This is a genomic window from Achromobacter sp. Marseille-Q4962 (genome assembly GCF_943737005.1).
Classification (GTDB): domain Bacteria; phylum Pseudomonadota; class Gammaproteobacteria; order Burkholderiales; family Burkholderiaceae_B; genus Achromobacter.
The window spans coordinates 99,421-116,449 of sequence record NZ_CALSFU010000014.1 but is presented as its reverse complement, the minus strand read 5'-3'; the positions used below and the strand labels follow the sequence as shown (position 1 = coordinate 116,449).

Below are 17,029 nucleotides of genomic sequence, written 5' to 3'. Positions count from 1 at the left end.
TTCAATTCACCCCAGCCGCATGCGCCTGTTCGTCGGCGTGGTACGAAGAACGCACCATCGCACCCACCGCCGCATGCGAGAACCCCATGGCGTACGCTTCCCGCTCGAACATGGCGAAGGTGTCCGGATGAACGTAGCGCAACACCGGCAGGTGGTGCTCCGACGGCTGCAGGTACTGGCCGATGGTGAGCATGTCGACGTTGTGCTCGCGCATGTCGCGCATGACCTGGAGGATTTCCTCGTCGGTTTCGCCCAGGCCCAGCATGAGGCCGGACTTGGTGGGGACTTCGGGGTGCAGTTTCTTGAATTCGGCCAGCAGCTTGAGCGAGTGCATGTAGTCGGAACCCGGGCGGGCCTGCTTGTACAGGCGGGGCACGGTTTCCAGGTTGTGGTTCATGACGTCGGGAGGGCCGGCGTTGAGGATGGCGAGGGCGCGGTCGAGGCGGCCGCGGAAGTCGGGCACGAGCACTTCGATGCGGGTGCTGGGCGAGAGCTCGCGGATGTGGTTGATGCAGTTCACGAAGTGGCCGGCGCCGCCGTCTCGCAGGTCGTCGCGGTCCACCGAGGTGATGACCACGTAGGACAGCTTCATCGCGGCGATGGTGCGCGCCAGGTTGAGGGGCTCGTTGGTGTCCAGAGGATCCGGGCGGCCGTGGCCCACGTCACAGAAGGGGCAGCGGCGCGTGCACTTGTCGCCCATGATCATGAACGTGGCCGTGCCCTTGCCGAAGCATTCGCCGATGTTGGGGCAGGACGCTTCCTCGCACACCGTGTGCAGGTTGTGCTCGCGCAGGATGCGCTTGATGTCGTAGAAGCGCGAGCCGGGCGCGGCGGCCTTGACGCGTATCCATTCGGGCTTTTTCAGGCGCTCGGCCGGAACGATCTTGATGGGAATGCGCGCCGTCTTGGCCTGCGATTTCTGCTTTTGCGTCGGATCGTAGGCCGCTTCCGTGGTGCGGGCGGCGGATTCGTTCGGGGGAACAGGAGACTCGGCAAGCGTAGACATGGACCACCTTCATGACCGGTGCGCGCCGCGCCCGGTCCGCAATGAAAAGGGCATTTTACCCCCGGCGGGCGGCGACGCCGGGCGCGCGGCGCAGCCAGGCCGCCCGCGCAGGGCCGTCAGCGGGCTTCGGCAGTCCCGTAGCGGGGCGCGAAGCCTTCTGCGCGCAGCATGGCGTCGGCTTCGCGCAGAAAGGCCGGCGTGGCCGTTTCGGGCACGCGCGTCAGCCATGGTTCGGCGTCTTCCGCCCGGTCGCGCGCCAGCAGCAGGCGGCCCAGGTGGAACATGCCGCGGAAGTCGCCGCCCTCGGCGGCGCGGCGGTAGCAGTCGAAGGCCTGGTCCGGGTCGCGTTCCACCACGGTGCCGGCCTCGTAGTAGCGGCCCAGCATGCCGATGGACTTGACGTGGCCCAGTTCGGCCGCCTTGCGGTAGAGCGCCAGGGCGGCGGCCTGGTCCTGCGGCACGCCGCCGCGGCCCTGCCGGTGCATGTGCGCGTAGTTGTACATGCCCCAGTCCAGGCCGCGGTCGGCCGCCAGGCGGAACCAGTAGGCCGCGACGACATCGTCGCGGGGTACGCCCCAGCCGTTCTCGTAGCAGCGGCCCACCATATTGATGGCCATGAGGTGGTCGGCGTGGGCGGCGCGCTTGAACCAGGACAGGGCTTCGGCCGGGTCGCGCTCGACGCCGGCGCCGTCCAGCAGCATCTGCCCGTAGATGGCCTGCGCCTCGACCAGGCCGAGGTCGGCGGCGGCGCGGACCCACGCGGCGTAGACGGCGGGCGGGCCGGCGCGCAGGGCCGTCAGCTGCTCGGGGGTGGTGGCCGCGACGTCGGCGGCGGTGAATGTGCTCAAGCCAGGCTCCGGACCGCCTTCCAGGCGGCGGCAAGATTGCGTCCCAGGGTGTCGCCGGCCAGCGCGGCGGGCACCTCGACGCCCACGCTGCGCATGTCCACGGTGCGCAGCCCCTCGTAACCACAGGGGTTGATGCCCAGAAAGGGCTGCAGGTCCATGGCCACGTTCAGCGACACGCCGTGATAGGCGCGGCCGTTGCGGATCTTGATGCCCAGCGCAGCGATCTTGGCCAGCTCGCCATCCGGGCCCGGCACGTAGACGCCGGGCGCGCCGGGCTTGCGGCAGGCATGCGGCACGCCCAGCTCGGCCAGGGTGCCGATGACGGCGCCTTCGAGCAGGGTCACGTATTCCTTGACGTGGACGCCGGCGCGGCGCAGGTCGAACAGCGCGTAGCCCATGACCTGGCCCGGGCCGTGATACGTGACCTGCCCGCCGCGGTCGCAATGCACCACGGGGATGTGGCCGGGATTGAGCAGGTGCCGGGGCTGGCCGGCCTGCCCCAGCGTATAGACGGGCTGGTGCTCGCAGAGCCAGATCTCGTCGGCGGCGTCGGCGCCGCGTTCGTTGGTGTAGGCCTGCATGGCCTGCCACACCGGCAGGTATTCGGCCGGCCCCGCCAGCCATTTGATGACGACCGCCACGGCTCAGAGAACGATGGACACCATGGGATGGCCGTGCAGCGCGCGGTAGAGCGCGTCGAGCTGCTCGCGCGAGGTGGCGCGCACGGTGAAGGTCAGCCCCATGTAGTTGCCGCCCTTGCTGGGCCGCATCTCCACCGTGGAGGCGTCGAAGCCGGGATCGAATTGCAGCACGACTTCGGTCAGCGTCTGCGCGAAGTCGGGATGGTGCTTGCCCATGACCTTGATGGGAAAGTCACTGGGATACTCGATGAGGGATTCTTCGGGCGGAATGTGCATGATGAACCTGCGAGGGTGGCGGCGTTCCGGGCGCCGCGCGGGCAGGGCCCGCGCGGGCAAAGGGCCCCGGACGAGGCCGGCCGGCGTCAGAGCGCGGCGATGCGGGCATCATAACCCGCCCGCAGTTGCGCATAAACCGGGCCGGGCTTGCCCGAACCCACAGGCTTGCCGTCCAGGGAGAGGATGGGCAGCACTTCCTTGGTGGCCGAGGTCACCAGCAGTTCGTCGGCGCGCTCGACTTCCTCGCGCGTGATGCGGCGCGCCTCGAACGGGATGCCGGTCTCGGCCGCCAGCTCGCCCAGCAGGCCGTAGCGGATGCCTTCCAGGATGAGGTTGTTCTTGGGCGGGGCCAGCAGCTTGCCCTGCGACACCACCCAGATGTTGGACGAGGAGCCTTCGGTCAGGTAGCCGTCGCGGAACTGCACGACTTCGTCCACGTGGGCGTCGACCGCCTGCTGGCGGGCCAGCACGTTGCCCAGCAGCGAAACGGACTTGATCTCACAATGCAGCCAGCGCTCGTCGGGAATGCCGATGGCCGAGATGCCCCGGGCGCGCTGTTCGGCCGAAGGCGGCGACCAGGCCGAGGCCATGCCGAAGACCGTGGGCGCGACGGGCTCGGGCGGGAAGGCGTGGTCGCGCTTGTACACGCCGCGGGTGACCTGCAGGTAGATCAGGCAGGTGGGCATGCCGCCGCGCGCGATGAGTTCGGCAACCAGGTCGATCCAGCCCGCGCGGTCCAGGGGCGAGGCAATGCGCAGCGCCGCCAGGCTGCGGTCCAGGCGGTCCAGGTGCTCGGCCATGCGGAAGGCATTGCCGTTGTAGACGGGCACCACTTCGTAGATGCCATCGCCGAAAATGAAGCCGCGGTCGAGGACGGAGACTTTCGCCTCATCCAGCCGCAGGAACTCGCCGTTGAGATACACCTGGCTGTCGCCAGGCACGCCCGGGATCATGAGGAACTCCTGAGTGTCGAATGAAAATAAAAAGGACGGGCCCTGGGCCCGTCCCGTAGATTACACCCGCGGCCGGCGGTTTTACTGGAACCAGCGCTTGACGGTGTCGACCATGCGGCCGAAGAAGCCGGCGCGCTCCACCGCGTCCTGCACCACCAGGGGCTCGGTGCGCAGCACCTTGCCGTCCAGCGTGAATTGCACCGTGCCCACCTGCTGGCCCTTGGACAGCGGCGCGATGAGCGGGTCGGTACGCTGCACCACGGGTTTGAGGTCGCCGGCCTTGCCGCGCGGCACGGCGAGGGTCACCGGCTTGGGCGGGCCCAGCTTCACGTTCTCGACCGTGCCTTCCCAGACGCGGGCATCGATGCCGGGCTGGCTCTTGTCGAAGAGCTTGACGGTGTCGAAGTTCTGGAAGCTCCAGTTCAGGAGCTTCAGGCTTTCCTCGGCGCGCGTGGCCTCGCTGTCGGTGCCCAGCACCACGGCCAGCACGCGGCGGTCGCCGCGCAGCGCGGTGGAGACCAGGCAGTAGCCGGCCGACTCGGTATGGCCGGTTTTCATGCCGTCCACCGACGGGTCGGCCCACAGCAGGCGGTTGCGGTTGGGCTGCGTGATCTTGTTGTAGGTGAAGCTCTTCTGCTTGTAGTAGTGATAGAAGTCGGGGTGATCGGTGATGAGGTGCGCCGACAGCGTGGCCAGGTCGCGCGCGGTGGTCATGTGCTGCGGGTCGGGCAGGCCGGTGGCGTTCACGAAGTGCGTGCTCTTCATGCCCAGGCGCTCGGCCTCCTGGTTCATGAGCGCGGCGAAGGCGGACTCGCTGCCGCCCACCGCCTCGGCCAGCGCCACCGAGGCGTCGTTGCCCGACTGCACGATCATGCCCTGGTTGAGTTCGTCGACGGTCACGGGCTTGCGCGGCTCGATGAACATGCGCGAGCCGCCCGTGCGCCAGGCGTGCTCGGAAACCGGCACGGTCTGCTCCAGCGTCAGGCGCTTTTCTTCGAGCGCATCGAACACGACGTAGGCCGTCATGATCTTGGTGAGCGAGGCCGGCTCGACCTTCATGTCGGCGTTGGAAGCCGCCAGCGTCTGGCCGCTGTTGACGTCGATGACGATCCAGGCCTTGGCCGCGATGGTGGGCGCCGGCACCGCGGACACATCGCCCACCGCAACCGCGCCCGCCGCGGCCGGGGCCGGCGCCGCGGGTTGCGCCGCCGCCGGAGCCGCCGGCGCCTGCTGCGTCCACGCCGGCGCAGACATGGCAAGCATGGCCGACAACACGGCGCCGCTCAGGACGCGGCGGGAAACAACGAGAGGAGAGTGAGCGGAGTGGGACAGAGTCTTCATCGGCAACGTGAGTCCAGGAAAGACGCCCGCTGGCGCGGGGCAAGAAGCTGACAATTATAGGCAGGCGATACGACCCGGCCGCGCCGCGCGGGGTTCCCCGCGCGGCGAAAACATGCAACTTGATGCAACGCGCCGTGGCGCATCGCGGTGTCGCCGCTTCAGTCCAGCGCCACCTTCAGCCGCGCCTGCACCAGGTGGCGCAGCACCAGCAGCTTGCCGTGGAAGAAGTGCGAAGCACCCGGCACCACCACCACGGGAATCGCGCGCGGACGCGCCCAGTCCATGGCCTCGGACAGCGGCACGACCTCGTCCTCCTCGCCATGCACCATCAACGTGTCGCCGGGCACCTGCACCTCGTGCGACTGGAACCGGTTCACGGCCGGCCCCATGAGCATGAGCGCCTTGGGCAGGTTGGCATCGCCCTGCCCGGCCAGCGCCGCATAGGCCTGCGCCGCCACCGCGGTGCCGAACGAAAAGCCCGCCAGCACCCAGGGCGCCGGCGCCAGCGCCGGATGGCGCTCGCGCACCTGCGCCACCAGCGCGACCATGTCCGCGGTTTCGCCGCGCGACTTGTCGAACTCGCCTTCGGACGCGCCCACGCCGCGGAAATTCGGGCGCACGGCGACCAGGCCGTGCTGCACGCAGGCCCGCGCGATGGTCGTCACCACCTTGTTTTCGCGCGCGCCGCCCTGCAGCGGATGCGGATGCAGCACCAGCGCCCAGCCGCGCGGATCGGCGTCGGGCCAATCCACGGCGCAATCGATGCGGCCGGCGCCGCCGGTGTAGATCTCGGTTTCAGTGCGTGCGGGCATGGAGACTCTCGTGCTGCGAAAAAGAAGAAATGTTAACCCCCGGCATCGCGCAGCGGCATGGAGGAAAGCCACTGCGCGAGCTGGTCGGCCGCCTCGTCGGTGGCCGCGCGCAGCGCTGCCACGCCGCCCGCGGCGTCCTGGGTCGGCGCCGGCGCGCGGGTGACGATGCGCGTCTGGCCCAGCACCGAGTGGCCGCGCAGCAGCACGGCCTGCAGGTGCACACGGCCTTCGCTGGCCGCGCCGTCGGGCTGGAACACCTGCTCGAAGCGCGACAGCGTCACCTGCAGCTGGGGCATCTGCGCGCTGGCGCGCTCGGCCAGCAGCGGCCCCTGCCGCGACAGGCGGTCCGCCAGGCGCTGGCGCACCAGCTCGGCCGGCGGCGTGGCCCATTGATAGGTGGCGTAGGAATGCGGCGCGGCGCTGTCTCCCACGCGCCAGATGACGCCGGTTTCCGACAGCATGGGCACGGCGGAGAAAGACAGCGCCAGCGCCGGGCGCGCCGGCAGGGCCGGCACCGGCCGGCTGTCCGGCCCCAGATCGAACACGGAAGGCGGCGCGGCCACGCGGCCCACGCCGCACCCCGCGAGCGCCAGGCCCAGGCCCAGCACGGCAAGCACGCTACGGATCTTCATTGAGGCAGTCTCCCGAATCCGGCAAAGCCGGGCTCGCCCGGCCCGGGCAACGCGGGCGCCGGGCCGAACAGAATGGATTGCGGCGAATTGTCCACGCGCCGCAGCGTGGCGGTGGCGGCGCGCGCCGCATCGCGCACACTGTCGGCCATTCCGCCCACGGCCGGCAGCGTCGCGTTGTCCAGGCGCGCGGCAGCCCAGGCAATGTCATTCAGGCTGCGCGTGGCCATGGCCAGCGGCCCGTCGGGCGCGTTCAGGCGGGCCAGCGACTCGCGCGCCTGCCGCGCCAGGTCGCCGATCTCGCGCGCCGCGCGGTCGGCCTGGCGCGAAGTGGAATCCAGCGACGCCATCAGCGGCCCGAGCCGGGCCAGGGCCGGCCCCAGGTCGCGCGTGGCTTCCCGCAGCGACTGCGAAATATCGGTGGCGTTCTGCAGCGTGGCCGTCAGCGCCAGCACATTCTGATCGCTCAGCACACGGCTCAGCTGGGCGGTGGCCTGCTCCACGTGGGACAGCAGCTTGCCGCCGCGCTCCTCGATGCGCTCGAAAAGCCCGGGGCGCAGCGGAATGGCGGCCGGATGCTCGGCCGAGGACTGCAGCAAGGTGCGCGAGGTGCCGTCGTCGCGCAGCTCGACATTGGCCAGGCCGGTCACGCCCTGCACGCCCAGCTCGGCCCAGGTGGACTCGGTAATGGGCGTGGACGGCGCCACGCCGATGCGGATGCGCACCTGCCCCGGCTTGGCGGGGTTGAGCGCCAGCGACTGCACCTTGCCCACCGGCACGCCCTGGTAGCGCACAGTGGATTGCGGATTGAGGCCGCTCACCGGGGTGGCGGAGATGATTTCGTACGTCTGCAACTTGGTGTGATCGTGCCCGATCCAGATCGCGACCAGCGCGGCCGCGGCCAGCAAGGCCAGTGTGAAGATACCGGCCATGAGCGCATGACTACGGTTTTCCATTGTGCAATCCCTTCGGCGCCAGGTCCCCGAGCGCGCGCCGGCCGCGCTCGCCCAGGAAGAATGTATTGATGAATGGATGCTCGAACTTGAGCACTTCCGGCAGCGTGTCGCACACGACCACCCGCTTGTCCGCCAGCACCGCCACGCGCGAGGCCAGCGCGATCAGCGTGTCCAGGTCGTGAGTCACCATGACGACGGTAAAGCGCAGCTGGCGGTGCAGGCTGCGCACCAGCTCGACGAACTCGTCCGAGCGCAGCGGGTCCAGCCCGGCCGTGGGCTCGTCCAGGAAGAGCAGCTCCGGGTCCAGCGACAGGGCGCGGGCCAGCGCCACGCGCTTGATCATCCCGCCCGAGAGGTCGGACGGCATCTTGTCCGCGTCGCGCGCCGACAGGCCCACCATGGCCAGCCGGCACATCACCACGTCGCGCACCATGTCCTCGGGCACGGTGCGCAATTCGCGCAGCGGCAGGGCGATGTTGTCGAACACCGACAGCGCGGAAAACAGCGCCCCCGCCTGGAACAGCATGCCCCAGCGGCGGGATAGCCGGCGCCGCTCGGCCGGCGTGAGATCCGGCAGCGACTGGCCCAGCACGCGCACCGTGCCCGCCGCCGGCTGCGCCAGGCCGATGATCTGCCGCAGCAGCACCGTCTTGCCCGAGCCCGAGCCGCCCACCAGCACCATGATCTCGCCCGGGAACACGATGAGATCCAGGTTCTCGTGCACCACGTGGTCGCCGAACGCGGTGCGCAGCCCGCGCACCAGGATCACCGGCTCGACGGTGACGCCGTCTTCCGAGAACAGCCGGTGCTGGGCGGAGTCCATCGCCATCAGATGCCCACCATGCTGAAAATGATGGCGTACACCGCGTCCAGCAGGATCACCCCGGTGATCGCGGTCACCACCGACGTGGTGGTGCCGCGTCCCAGGCTGTCGGTATTGGGCTGGATGCGCAGGCCGAAATGACAGGCGATCAGCGCGATGAGCACGCCGAACGTCACGCCCTTGAGCAGGCCGATCCAGTAGTTGGTGAGCGAAATCGCGTCCGGCAGCGACTGCAGGAACCACTGCGCCGACACCCCCAGCTGCATCTGCGCGGCCAGCATGCCGCCCAGCAGCGCCATTGTGTCGGTCCACAGCACCAGCAGCGGCATGGTGACGGCCAGTGCGATGACGCGCGGCAGGATGAGGCGCTGGCCGTGCGAAATGCCCATCACCAGCATCGCGTCCAGCTCCTGCGTCACGCGCATGACGCCGATCTGCGCGGTAATGGCCGAGCCCGAGCGGCCCGCCACCAGGATCGCCGCCAGCACCGGCCCCAGCTCGCGCACGATGGACACGCCCAGCAGGCGCACGATGAAGCGGTCGGCGCCGAACATCTGCAATTGCTGGGCCGACAGATACGACAGCACCACCCCGATCAGGAAGCCCACCAGCGCCGTGATGCCCAGCGCCTGCGCGCCGGTGCGGTAGATCTGGGCGGAGATCTCGCGCCAGGGCCCCAGCGCCGGGCGCCGCAGCATGCCGAGGAAATCCAGCACGAGCTGGCCCAGCATGATGAGCAGCGCGCGGCCGTTCTCGGCCGCATCGAACACGCCCTGGCCGATGGCGCGCAGCCATTCCCACGGATCGGGGCGCGGGCGCGGCGGCTGCTCGCCGCCTTGGTTCAGGGCCAGCGCATTGAACACGTCCTGCTGCCCGGCGCCCCAGCGCACGCGCTCGGGCAGCTTCCCGCCCCAGGCCTGCCAGATCAGCAGCGCGCCGATGGTGTCCAGCCGGCTCACGCGCTGCAGGTCCCAGCGCATCGCCCGGCTCGCCGCGGCGGCCAGCGCGGCCCGGCGCCGCCGGCCCTCGCCCGGTTCGGCCAGCGCCAGCACGCTCCAGTCGCCTGCCACGTGACAGATGTTCCCTTCCAGCCGGAAGGGCTCGGCAGCGACCGGGGTGGCGGAAGATTGCGGCATGTAGGCAATAAGCACGATGCAAAATGTATCGCCAATGATATACGCAGCGCCTGTCACCGGGCCAAGCGCGGCCGCGTGCCCTACAATCGCCGCCATGTCCGCCACCTCTGTCCGCCCCCCAGACCTGCCCGCGCCCGACGCCCTGGCGCATCTGCTGCGCGAACGCCTGCCCGCCTTCCGCGACATCGCCTGGACCGCCAGCACCGGCTCGACCAACGCCGACCTGCTCGCCCGAGTGCGCCGCGGCGACGCGCCCGCCAAGCCCTGGCTGCTGGGCACGCATCTCCAGGAAACCGGCCGCGGCCGCGCCGGCAGGCCGTGGCGCAACCGCGTGGGCGCGGCCCTGATGTTCTCCTGCGCCTTCGACCTTCATCTTCCCGCCGCGCAGCTGCCCGCGCTCTCGCCGCTGGCCGGCCTGGCCGCCTGCGAGGCGCTGCGCGCGGTCGCCGGTTCCGCCGCGCAGGATCTGTGCATGAAGTGGCCCAACGACGTCCAGTGGCACGACGCCAAGCTCGCCGGCGTGCTGGTCGAAACCGCGCGCAACCCCGGCGGCCCCGAAGCCGGCTACACGGCCGTCATCGGCATGGGCCTGAACCTCGCCGACGCGCCCGAGCTTTCCGCCGCCCTGGGCCGCGACGTCGCCGACTGGCATGCGGTGGCCCAGGCCGGCGGCGGCTGTCCGGCCGGCGCCGCCGACCTGGTCTGCGCCGCCGCCTCGGCCTGGCACGAAGCCGTGCAGACACTGGAACGCGAAGGCTTCGGCGCCTTCACCGAGCGGTTCGGCCGCGTCGACGCCCTGGCCGGCCGCCCCGTCAACGTGCTCGACAAAGGCGAAATCATCCAGCGCGGCACGGCCGCCGGCGTGGACGCCCAGGGCCGCCTGCTGCTGCGCACCGACGAGGGCCTGCTCCCCGTCTCCATCGGCGAAATCTCCATACGGCGCCAGGCATGATCATTCTCATCGACTCCGGCAACAGCCGGCTCAAAGTGGGCTGGCTCGACGACAGCCTGCCCGCCGGGCGCCGCGACGCCGCCGTGGCCGCCTTCGACGGGCTGGACCTCGACGCCCTGGACCGCTGGCTGGGCACCCTGGCGCAGCCGCCGCGCCGCGCCGTGGGCGTGAACGTGGCCGGCCAGGCGCGCGGCCAGGCCATCGCAGCCCTGCTCGCGCGGCACGGCTGCCGCGTCGACTGGTCGCGCTCCCAGGCCTGCACGCTGGGCCTGACCAACAGCTACCGCAACCCCTCGCAGCTGGGCGCAGACCGCTGGGCCTCGCTGCTGGGCGTGCTCTCGCGCCTGCCCCAGGCGCACCCGCCCTTTCTGCTGGCCAGCTTCGGCACCGCCACCACCATAGACACCGTCGGCCCCGACAACGTCTTTGCCGGCGGCCTCATCCTGCCCGGCCCCGCCATGATGCGCACCGCCCTGGCCCAGGGCACCGCCAACCTGCCCGTGGCGCAGGGTCAGGTCGTCTCCTACCCCACCGACACGCACGAAGCCATCGCCTCCGGCATCGCCGCCGCCCAGGCCGGCGCGGTCATGCGCCAATGGCTCGCGGGGCGCGAACGCTACGGCGCCGCGCCGCACATCTACGCCGCCGGCGGCGGCTGGCCCGAAGTCCGCCACGAAATCGAACGCCTGCTCACCGAAGCCGGCCACGCCTTCGGCGGCGCGCCCGCCCCCATCTACCTGGACCACCCCGTGCTGGACGGCCTGGCCGCCCTCGCCAGCGCCGCTCCCGCCCAGCCCTGACGGAGACCGCCATGCGCCTGCTCTTCATCCTGCTGCTGCTCGCCAACCTCGGCGTGTACGCGCTGGGCCAGGGCCTGCTGGGGCCGCGCCCGGAAGACGAAGGGCGGGACACGCGGCGCTTCGGGCAACAGCTGAACGCGGACGCGGTGCGGGTGTTGCCGCGGGAAGGGTCGTAGGGCGGACAGTAGCCTGCACCCCAGATATGCACGCGAGACCGCGAAGCGTCCGAGGTGCGGCGGAATCACTGATAAAACGCGTGGTAGCCCCAGAAAATGGCCACGACCAGCACCACCACCACCCACGACCAGCGGGAATTCGCCAGGCCGCGTTCGGGCGGTTCGGGCGGCTTGGGCGGCGGCGCCAGGCGGGGCTGCGCCGCCATGTAGTCGATAAAGGCGGTGAAAAACTTGTCGATGATCTTCTCGCCCGCCTTCAGCACCACGCCTTCGCCATATTCCGCGAGCTTGCCGCCGGTCATGCCGGCCACCGTGTAGGCCACGCGGGTGCCATCGTCCTTGGCGCTCAGATTGACCTGGGCCGTGCCGATGGCCAGGCAGGCGGCTCGGCCTTTGCCCTCGAAGACCAGCGTGCAGCTATTGGGCGGATCGACGTCGGAAAGCAGGATTTCGCCGTCGTAGTCGGTATCCAGTCCGGCCACCTTGGCACGCAGCGTGACTGCGTACTCGGTAGGGCTGCGCTTCTCGACCGCGACGCATCCCGGAATGCATCGCTGCAACACGGCCGGATCGGTCAGGGCATCCCAGGTCTGGTGCTGGGTCGAAGGAATCCATTGAGCATCAGCAATGCGCATGATCGTCTCCTCGGAGTCGACTTTTGCACCCATTGTGATACCAAACCGCGCATTTGACTATCGGCGCTCCCGCGTGTGTAGCGGTGCGGCGGCGCTTCCGCCGTCGCTCAAGGCCAACAGCCAAGCCACAAGAATGACATAAAGGCCCAGTGTCTTCATGGTGCGGAACATGAGCTCGGTAAGGCCGAACACCGCGAAACCCAGCGTCAGCGCAAGCCCCATGGCGGCGGCCACGCGAACCTCCCGCGGATGCGCAGCGCCCAGGCGGCGGAAAAAAACGACCGCCGGCGCGCCATACAGCAGGATCAGCGCCACGCCTCCCAGGACCCCATAGCTGGTCAACATGTGCAGCATGTCGTTGTGCGGCTCGCCGAAATTCTGCGAGACGAAGGGCGAGACCACGCCCGTGGCTACGCGCGCTTCCAGCTCCGGCATGAAGCGCTGCGTGTTGCCGAGGCCGAACAGGGGATGCTCCTCGATCATTTGGCGCGATGCGCGCCACAGCTGGAGGCGGATGCATACCGAGGTATCTGCCGTGGCGCCCGCTCCCTGGCACGCCTCCGCTTCCTGCATGCCTTGGGTGACTCGGGCGCGCAAGGCCTCGCTGGTGGAACCCAGCGCCACAAGAAGCGCGCACGCAACCCCCAGCGCGGCGAACATCTTGGCGGGGTGTTTCACCTTGGCAAACAGCCAGAGCCCGACGACGACGAACAGGGGGATGGCCATCCAGCCGGTGCGGGTCTGGGTGAGGATGAAGGCGACGAAAACAACGGCGGCGGCAACGATCTTGAACCCGGACTCGAAGCGATGCGCCGCGGTGAATCGCCAGCCCGTGCCATAGGCCACCAGCACCAGGAACAGCAACATCAGGTTGCCATAAGTGACGGCATTGTGCTGAGGCGTGTCGGGGCGGGCAAATGAAGGAAACGCCAGCCAGAATACGATGGCCGCACTGGCCAACCCGGCAAGAACCACGCCCCAGAATGCCTGCCTGAGCCGAACACGGTCGATACCCAGCATGGCTGCCAGGAAGATCGGGAACCCCAGAGACACGCGCACGCCGCGTTCGAGCGAAGGGCCGTGCATGCTGCCGTGTGCAATCAGACTGATGACGATTGCTCCCAGCACAACGAAAAGTGCGGCGATGGTGCCGCGGTAGGGGCGAAGCGAGTGCAGCGAGGCGCGCCATCCGCCCTCCCGCAGGCAGCAGACGAGCAGGCAGCACAACAGAAGCACATAGAAAATGGCGCTGCCACCGCCAACCGTCATGGCGAAAAGCGGCGCCAGTCCGGTGATGGCGATGATGGTGATATCTAGGAACGGAAGCATGGTGAGGTGGCCGGCCCGCCATGGAATCAGGCCAACGGAGCGAAAAAACAGGGATCGAGCAAAGAGTAGCCATCAGCGATGCCGCGCCGGAAAACGACTCTCGCCGCGGGTGCTGCATCATAACGTGTACAACCCGCGAACACAGACTGATTCCCTCCCGGTTTTAGCGGAAACTCGAGCCAGACGCTTCCTCATGCCTCATGCGGATGAACAGCCGGACTCCTGGACTCCTGCTCCATCCTCTGCCCCCTTCACCGCTCGCATACCGGAAATGCTTGCCGCCCTCTTGCACGCGTGCCAGCCAGTGTGCCGCGCCCCCTGCTCTCCGCCCCGCACACCGACAGCGGGGCCTCGCCCTACTCCAGCCAGGGCGCCAGCGGCTGCAGCGTGCGCGCCGTCGCGCCCGCGTGCGTGTCGAACCAGCGCCGCGCCGCGCCGCCCGCCGCGGCGCGGGCGACATCGTCCTGCAGCCAGCGCAACGCCGCCGCCACCGCCTGCGCGGGGTCCGGCTCGCGCCACGCCGCGCCCGCCTCGATGGCGTCGGCCGCGGCCTGCTGGAAATTGAACGTATGCGGCCCCACGATCACCGGCACGCCCGCCGCGCAGGCCTCGATCAGGTTCTGCCCGCCCAGCGGCGCAAAACTGCCCGCCACGATCGCCACGTCGGACGCCGCGTAATAGAACGCCATTTCCCCCAGCGTGTCGCCCAGCAGCACCGCCGTGCCGGCGTCCGGCTCCTGCCCCGCGGAACGGCGCGCATAGCGCAGCCCCGCGGCGGCCAGGCGGCCGGCCGCCTCCTCGAAGCGCTGGGGATGGCGGGGAATCAACAGAAAGAGAGGGGCGCCCGGCGCCGCGGCCGCCCGCGCCATCGCCTCGACGAAGGGCGCATCTTCGCCCTCGCGCGTACTGGCTACCGCCACCACCGGCCGACCCACGCGCTGCCGCCAGGCACGGCCCGCTTCCACCTTTGCGGCCGGCAGCGACAAATCGAACTTCAGATTCCCCGTCACCACCGGCGCGCCCGCGCCCGCCTCCGCCAGCCGGGTCGCATCCTGCGCCGTCTGCGCCAGCACCCGGTCCAGGCCCGCCAGCGCCTCGCGCATCACCTTGCCCATCCGGCGCGCCTGCCGCAGCGACGACGCCGAAAACCGCGCGCTCACCAGCGCCATCGGCACCCGCGCGGCCCGCGCGCCTGCCAGCAGGTTGGGCCAGATCTCGCGCTCGATCAGCAATCCGCAGCGCGGCGCGTGCGTCTCGAAGAAATGGCGCACCGCGCCGGGAAAGTCATACGGCAGCCAGGCCTGGTTCAGCTGCCCGCGGGCAATGGCGTCGGCATACAGCCGCCCGCCCTCCGCGCGGCCCGTGGCCGTCATGTGCGTCAGCAGCACCGGCAGCCCGCGGTCCAGCAGCGCCCGCACCAGCGGCTGCGCCGCGCGCGTCTCGCCCAGGCTCACCGCGTGCACCCACACCGGCCGCGACGGCGCTAAGCCGCCCGCAGCGCCCGCGCGCCCGAAACGCTCGGCCGAGAAAACGCCCCACTCCCCGCCCGCCCGGCGCGCCCGGCGCGCCATCCACAGCCACAGCAAAGGAGAAAGCGCGCGCAGCGCCAGGGTATAGACGGCGCGGTTCATCTCATCAGCGCGCCGCCAGCGCCTGCTCCACCGCCGCCATCACCACTTCGCGCGACGGCGACGCGCCGCGGTCGCCCAGGCTGGCGGTGTAATTGGAACCCACCAGCGGCGTGCGCACCGGCGTCGAAGCCCGATAGATACCGATGGTCGGGCGGCCCAGCGCCGCCGAAAGATGCGTCAGCCCGCTGTCCAGGCCCACCATCAGGCGCGAACCCGCCAGCAGCCGCGCCACCTCGGTCAGGCTCATGCGAGGCATCACCTCCGCCCCCTCCGCACCCGCGACCAGCAGGCGCGCGCGCTGCGCCTCCTGCTCGTTGCCCGCCAGCAGCTTCAGTGTGCAGCCCGCTTCGTGCAGCCGGCGGAACACCGCCCGCCAGTCCTCCTCCGGCCACAGCTTGTCGTCGCGGCTGGCCGACGGCATGATCACCGCGTAGCCCTTGTCCGCCTCCAGATGATGCAGCCGGCCCTCGCCGCCCCCCGCCTCCGCCTCGCGCGCCTCGGCCACCTCGCGGGCAAACGCCTGCAGGCCGAAATCCGGCTGCCCCGCGTACTGGTAGCCGAACGTCAGCCCCGCCAGCTTGCGCTGGCGGATCACCGCCGGCTGCCAGAACTCCACCCGATGCCGCACGTTGTAGAACAACGACGCCAACGGTTCGCGCGCCGAACGCCAGTCCAGCCCATGGCGCACCCCGCGCGCCTGGCGCACCAGCCAGGCTGACTTCAACAGGGCCTGCATGTCCAGGATGACGTCGTACTGCCTGGACCGCAGACGCTCCTTCAATGCCTGCCGCTCCGCCCGGACCGGCGCTGACCACCACGCCTTGCGCCAGCGGCGGTGTGCGACCTTGATCACCTCGCTGACTGCGGGATGCCAACCGGGGATTTCAGCGAACGCTTCTTCTGCTACCCAGTCGATTTCCGCATCCGGCACGTGGCGGGCGATGTCGGAGATCGCAGGCAGCATGTGGACGAGATCGCCCAGGGAGGAGGTGCGAACGATGAGGATGCGCATAGGCAACTACTTTTTCACGACGGATTGATAACCGTCTGGATTCTGGCTCTGCCAGCGCCAGCCATCAATGCACATCTCTTCGATATCCCGGTTTGCTCGCCAACCCAGAAGCGCTGCAGCCACCGTAGGATCCGCCCAGGCCTGAGCAATGTCCCCCGGCCTGCGCGGCAGAATTTCATAAGGCACTGGCCGCCCCGTGACACGTTCAAACGTCCGCGCCAATTCCAGCACGCTCGTTCCTCGCCCGGTGCCGAGATTGATCCCCTGAAATCCGCGATTGCCGCTAGCCATATACGCGACCGCTAGAACATGGCCGATGGCAAGGTCAACGACGTGCAAATAGTCGCGGACACCAGTTCCATCGACCGTTTCGTAATCGTCCCCAAATACGCTCAACTTGTCGCGCTTTCCTACCGCGACCTGCGTTATGAAGGGAAATAGGTTGTTAGGACGTCCTTGTGGCGCCTCCCCTATGCGGCCGCTCGGGTGAGCGCCGATAGGATTGAAGTAACGCAGGGCCACGGCGCTTCGCTCATCTGACGCGTGGCACCAATCCTTCAGAATCTGCTCCACCATCGCCTTGGTATGGCCATAAGGATTGGTGGGTGCGAAGGGATGATCTTCGGTGTATGGCAGCCTCAAAGGCTCGCCGTACACGGTGGCAGACGAGCTGAACACCAATTTTCGAATGCCGCAGGTATCCATAGCCTTCAACAGGCTCAACGTACCGCCAACATTGTTGTCGTAATACTCTGTTGGCTTCTCAACCGACTCGCCCACAGCCTTCAGTGCCGCGAAGTGGACTACTGCTTCCACCGGTTCATTTGCGAGACGGCGCGCTTCAAACAAGCGCACGAGCGCGGACTTGTCCCGGATATCCCCTTCAATCACATCTATGGCGCAACCGCTTAACTCTTCGACTCTACTGAGCACCTCGGCACAGCTGTTACTGAAATTGTCGAACACGACGGGCTTGTAGCCAGCCTTGAGGAGTTCAAGCAGCGTATGCGATCCAATGTAGCCAGCGCCGCCCGTAACGAGTAGAGATTTGGTCATGTCGGAGTGTGTGGTGT

General features: G+C 69.1%; 19 protein-coding genes. 3 read left to right on the top strand and 16 right to left on the bottom strand.

Going from position 1 to position 17,029, the window contains the following annotated elements:
• Position 1 precedes the first annotated feature (1 nt).
• The 11 genes from lipA to NGJ44_RS14145 form a co-directional block, all read right to left on the bottom strand.
• Positions 2-1,006 (bottom strand): lipoyl synthase, encoded by a 1,005-nt coding sequence (gene lipA, locus NGJ44_RS14195; RefSeq protein ID WP_251864321.1) that lies wholly within the window; start codon positions 1,004-1,006, stop codon positions 2-4.
• Positions 1,007-1,122: 116 nt separating this feature from the next.
• A complete protein-coding gene (locus NGJ44_RS14190; RefSeq protein ID WP_251864320.1) occupies positions 1,123-1,854 on the bottom strand; it encodes a tetratricopeptide repeat protein in 732 nt (243 codons plus the stop codon).
• Positions 1,851-2,495 (bottom strand): lipoyl(octanoyl) transferase LipB, encoded by a 645-nt coding sequence (lipB, locus tag NGJ44_RS14185; protein WP_286012367.1) that lies wholly within the window; start codon positions 2,493-2,495, stop codon positions 1,851-1,853. The genes NGJ44_RS14190 and lipB overlap by 4 nt, the downstream gene beginning before the upstream one ends.
• Positions 2,496-2,498: 3 nt before the next feature.
• Positions 2,499-2,771: a YbeD family protein gene (locus tag NGJ44_RS14180; RefSeq protein ID WP_251864319.1), complete on the bottom strand. Its 273-nt coding sequence runs from the start codon at positions 2,769-2,771 to the stop codon at positions 2,499-2,501.
• An 86-nt stretch (positions 2,772-2,857) separates the two neighbouring features.
• A complete protein-coding gene (locus NGJ44_RS14175; protein ID WP_251864318.1) occupies positions 2,858-3,724 on the bottom strand; it encodes a D-amino acid aminotransferase in 867 nt (288 codons plus the stop codon).
• A gap of 81 nt (positions 3,725-3,805) precedes the next feature.
• On the bottom strand, positions 3,806-5,065 hold the full coding sequence (locus tag NGJ44_RS14170) for a D-alanyl-D-alanine carboxypeptidase family protein (protein WP_251864317.1): 1,260 nt from the start codon (positions 5,063-5,065) through the stop codon (positions 3,806-3,808).
• Positions 5,066-5,223: 158 nt separating this feature from the next.
• The gene (locus NGJ44_RS14165; RefSeq protein WP_251864316.1) at positions 5,224-5,877 is read right to left on the bottom strand and encodes an alpha/beta hydrolase; all 654 of its coding nucleotides are present in this window, start codon (positions 5,875-5,877) and stop codon (positions 5,224-5,226) included.
• Positions 5,878-5,909: 32 nt separating this feature from the next.
• Entirely contained in the window at positions 5,910-6,509 is a 600-nt protein-coding gene (locus NGJ44_RS14160; RefSeq protein WP_251864315.1) for an ABC-type transport auxiliary lipoprotein family protein, read from the bottom strand.
• Positions 6,506-7,462: an MlaD family protein gene (locus tag NGJ44_RS14155; protein WP_251864314.1), complete on the bottom strand. Its 957-nt coding sequence runs from the start codon at positions 7,460-7,462 to the stop codon at positions 6,506-6,508. Before NGJ44_RS14155 ends, NGJ44_RS14160 begins: the two co-directional genes overlap by 4 nt.
• Positions 7,449-8,285, bottom strand: coding sequence for an ABC transporter ATP-binding protein (locus tag NGJ44_RS14150; RefSeq protein WP_251864359.1), 837 nt, complete (start codon positions 8,283-8,285; stop codon positions 7,449-7,451). The genes NGJ44_RS14155 and NGJ44_RS14150 overlap by 14 nt, the downstream gene beginning before the upstream one ends.
• Before the next feature lie 5 nt (positions 8,286-8,290).
• Entirely contained in the window at positions 8,291-9,421 is a 1,131-nt protein-coding gene (locus tag NGJ44_RS14145; RefSeq protein ID WP_251864313.1) for an MlaE family ABC transporter permease, read from the bottom strand.
• Between the two features lie 94 nt (positions 9,422-9,515).
• Here NGJ44_RS14145 and NGJ44_RS14140 point away from each other — a divergent pair, with 94 nt between their 5' ends.
• The 3 genes from NGJ44_RS14140 to NGJ44_RS14130 are packed head-to-tail and all read left to right on the top strand — an operon-like array spanning position 9,516 to position 11,349.
• Positions 9,516-10,373 carry a biotin--[acetyl-CoA-carboxylase] ligase gene (locus NGJ44_RS14140; protein ID WP_251864312.1) on the top strand — a complete coding sequence of 286 codons (858 nt, stop codon included), beginning with the start codon at positions 9,516-9,518 and terminating at the stop codon, positions 10,371-10,373.
• Positions 10,370-11,173, top strand: a complete 804-nt coding sequence (locus tag NGJ44_RS14135; RefSeq protein ID WP_251864311.1) for a type III pantothenate kinase — start codon at positions 10,370-10,372, stop codon at positions 11,171-11,173. Before NGJ44_RS14140 ends, NGJ44_RS14135 begins: the two co-directional genes overlap by 4 nt.
• An 11-nt stretch (positions 11,174-11,184) precedes the next feature.
• The gene (locus tag NGJ44_RS14130) at positions 11,185-11,349 is read left to right on the top strand and encodes a hypothetical protein (RefSeq protein ID WP_251864310.1); all 165 of its coding nucleotides are present in this window, start codon (positions 11,185-11,187) and stop codon (positions 11,347-11,349) included.
• A gap of 65 nt (positions 11,350-11,414) precedes the next feature.
• Here NGJ44_RS14130 and NGJ44_RS14125 read toward each other — a convergent pair whose 3' ends face one another.
• The 5 genes from NGJ44_RS14125 to galE form a co-directional block, all read right to left on the bottom strand.
• Positions 11,415-11,984: an SRPBCC family protein gene (locus tag NGJ44_RS14125; RefSeq protein WP_251864293.1), complete on the bottom strand. Its 570-nt coding sequence runs from the start codon at positions 11,982-11,984 to the stop codon at positions 11,415-11,417.
• Positions 11,985-12,041: 57 nt separating this feature from the next.
• Entirely contained in the window at positions 12,042-13,313 is a 1,272-nt protein-coding gene (locus NGJ44_RS14120) for an O-antigen ligase family protein (RefSeq protein WP_251864309.1), read from the bottom strand.
• Positions 13,314-13,669: 356 nt separating this feature from the next.
• Positions 13,670-14,944 carry a 3-deoxy-D-manno-octulosonic acid transferase gene (locus NGJ44_RS14115; protein WP_251864308.1) on the bottom strand — a complete coding sequence of 425 codons (1,275 nt, stop codon included), beginning with the start codon at positions 14,942-14,944 and terminating at the stop codon, positions 13,670-13,672.
• 4 nt (positions 14,945-14,948) lie between these two features.
• A complete protein-coding gene (gene waaC, locus NGJ44_RS14110; protein WP_251864307.1) occupies positions 14,949-15,962 on the bottom strand; it encodes a lipopolysaccharide heptosyltransferase I in 1,014 nt (337 codons plus the stop codon).
• Positions 15,963-17,012 (bottom strand): UDP-glucose 4-epimerase GalE, encoded by a 1,050-nt coding sequence (galE, locus tag NGJ44_RS14105; protein WP_251864306.1) that lies wholly within the window; start codon positions 17,010-17,012, stop codon positions 15,963-15,965. It lies immediately after the preceding gene.
• Between the last annotated feature and the right edge of the window lie 17 nt (positions 17,013-17,029).

What these genes read in the sequence shown, in the direction of transcription:
- lipA (WP_251864321.1), bottom strand. Translation starts at nt 1,006, where the DNA reads ATGTCTACGCTTGCCGAGTCTCCTGTTCCCCCGAACGAATCCGCCGCC.
- NGJ44_RS14180 (WP_251864319.1), bottom strand. Translation starts at nt 2,771, where the DNA reads ATGCACATTCCGCCCGAAGAATCCCTCATCGAGTATCCCAGTGACTTT.
- NGJ44_RS14175 (WP_251864318.1), bottom strand. Translation starts at nt 3,724, where the DNA reads ATGATCCCGGGCGTGCCTGGCGACAGCCAGGTGTATCTCAACGGCGAG.
- NGJ44_RS14170 (WP_251864317.1), bottom strand. Translation starts at nt 5,065, where the DNA reads ATGAAGACTCTGTCCCACTCCGCTCACTCTCCTCTCGTTGTTTCCCGC.
- NGJ44_RS14165 (WP_251864316.1), bottom strand. Translation starts at nt 5,877, where the DNA reads ATGCCCGCACGCACTGAAACCGAGATCTACACCGGCGGCGCCGGCCGC.
- NGJ44_RS14160 (WP_251864315.1), bottom strand. Translation starts at nt 6,509, where the DNA reads ATGAAGATCCGTAGCGTGCTTGCCGTGCTGGGCCTGGGCCTGGCGCTC.
- NGJ44_RS14155 (WP_251864314.1), bottom strand. Translation starts at nt 7,462, where the DNA reads ATGGAAAACCGTAGTCATGCGCTCATGGCCGGTATCTTCACACTGGCC.
- NGJ44_RS14150 (WP_251864359.1), bottom strand. Translation starts at nt 8,285, where the DNA reads ATGGACTCCGCCCAGCACCGGCTGTTCTCGGAAGACGGCGTCACCGTC.
- NGJ44_RS14145 (WP_251864313.1), bottom strand. Translation starts at nt 9,421, where the DNA reads ATGCCGCAATCTTCCGCCACCCCGGTCGCTGCCGAGCCCTTCCGGCTG.
- NGJ44_RS14140 (WP_251864312.1), top strand. Translation starts at nt 9,516, where the DNA reads ATGTCCGCCACCTCTGTCCGCCCCCCAGACCTGCCCGCGCCCGACGCC.
- NGJ44_RS14135 (WP_251864311.1), top strand. Translation starts at nt 10,370, where the DNA reads ATGATCATTCTCATCGACTCCGGCAACAGCCGGCTCAAAGTGGGCTGG.
- NGJ44_RS14130 (WP_251864310.1), top strand. Translation starts at nt 11,185, where the DNA reads ATGCGCCTGCTCTTCATCCTGCTGCTGCTCGCCAACCTCGGCGTGTAC.
- NGJ44_RS14125 (WP_251864293.1), bottom strand. Translation starts at nt 11,984, where the DNA reads ATGCGCATTGCTGATGCTCAATGGATTCCTTCGACCCAGCACCAGACC.
- NGJ44_RS14120 (WP_251864309.1), bottom strand. Translation starts at nt 13,313, where the DNA reads ATGCTTCCGTTCCTAGATATCACCATCATCGCCATCACCGGACTGGCG.
- NGJ44_RS14115 (WP_251864308.1), bottom strand. Translation starts at nt 14,944, where the DNA reads ATGAACCGCGCCGTCTATACCCTGGCGCTGCGCGCGCTTTCTCCTTTG.
- galE (WP_251864306.1), bottom strand. Translation starts at nt 17,012, where the DNA reads ATGACCAAATCTCTACTCGTTACGGGCGGCGCTGGCTACATTGGATCG.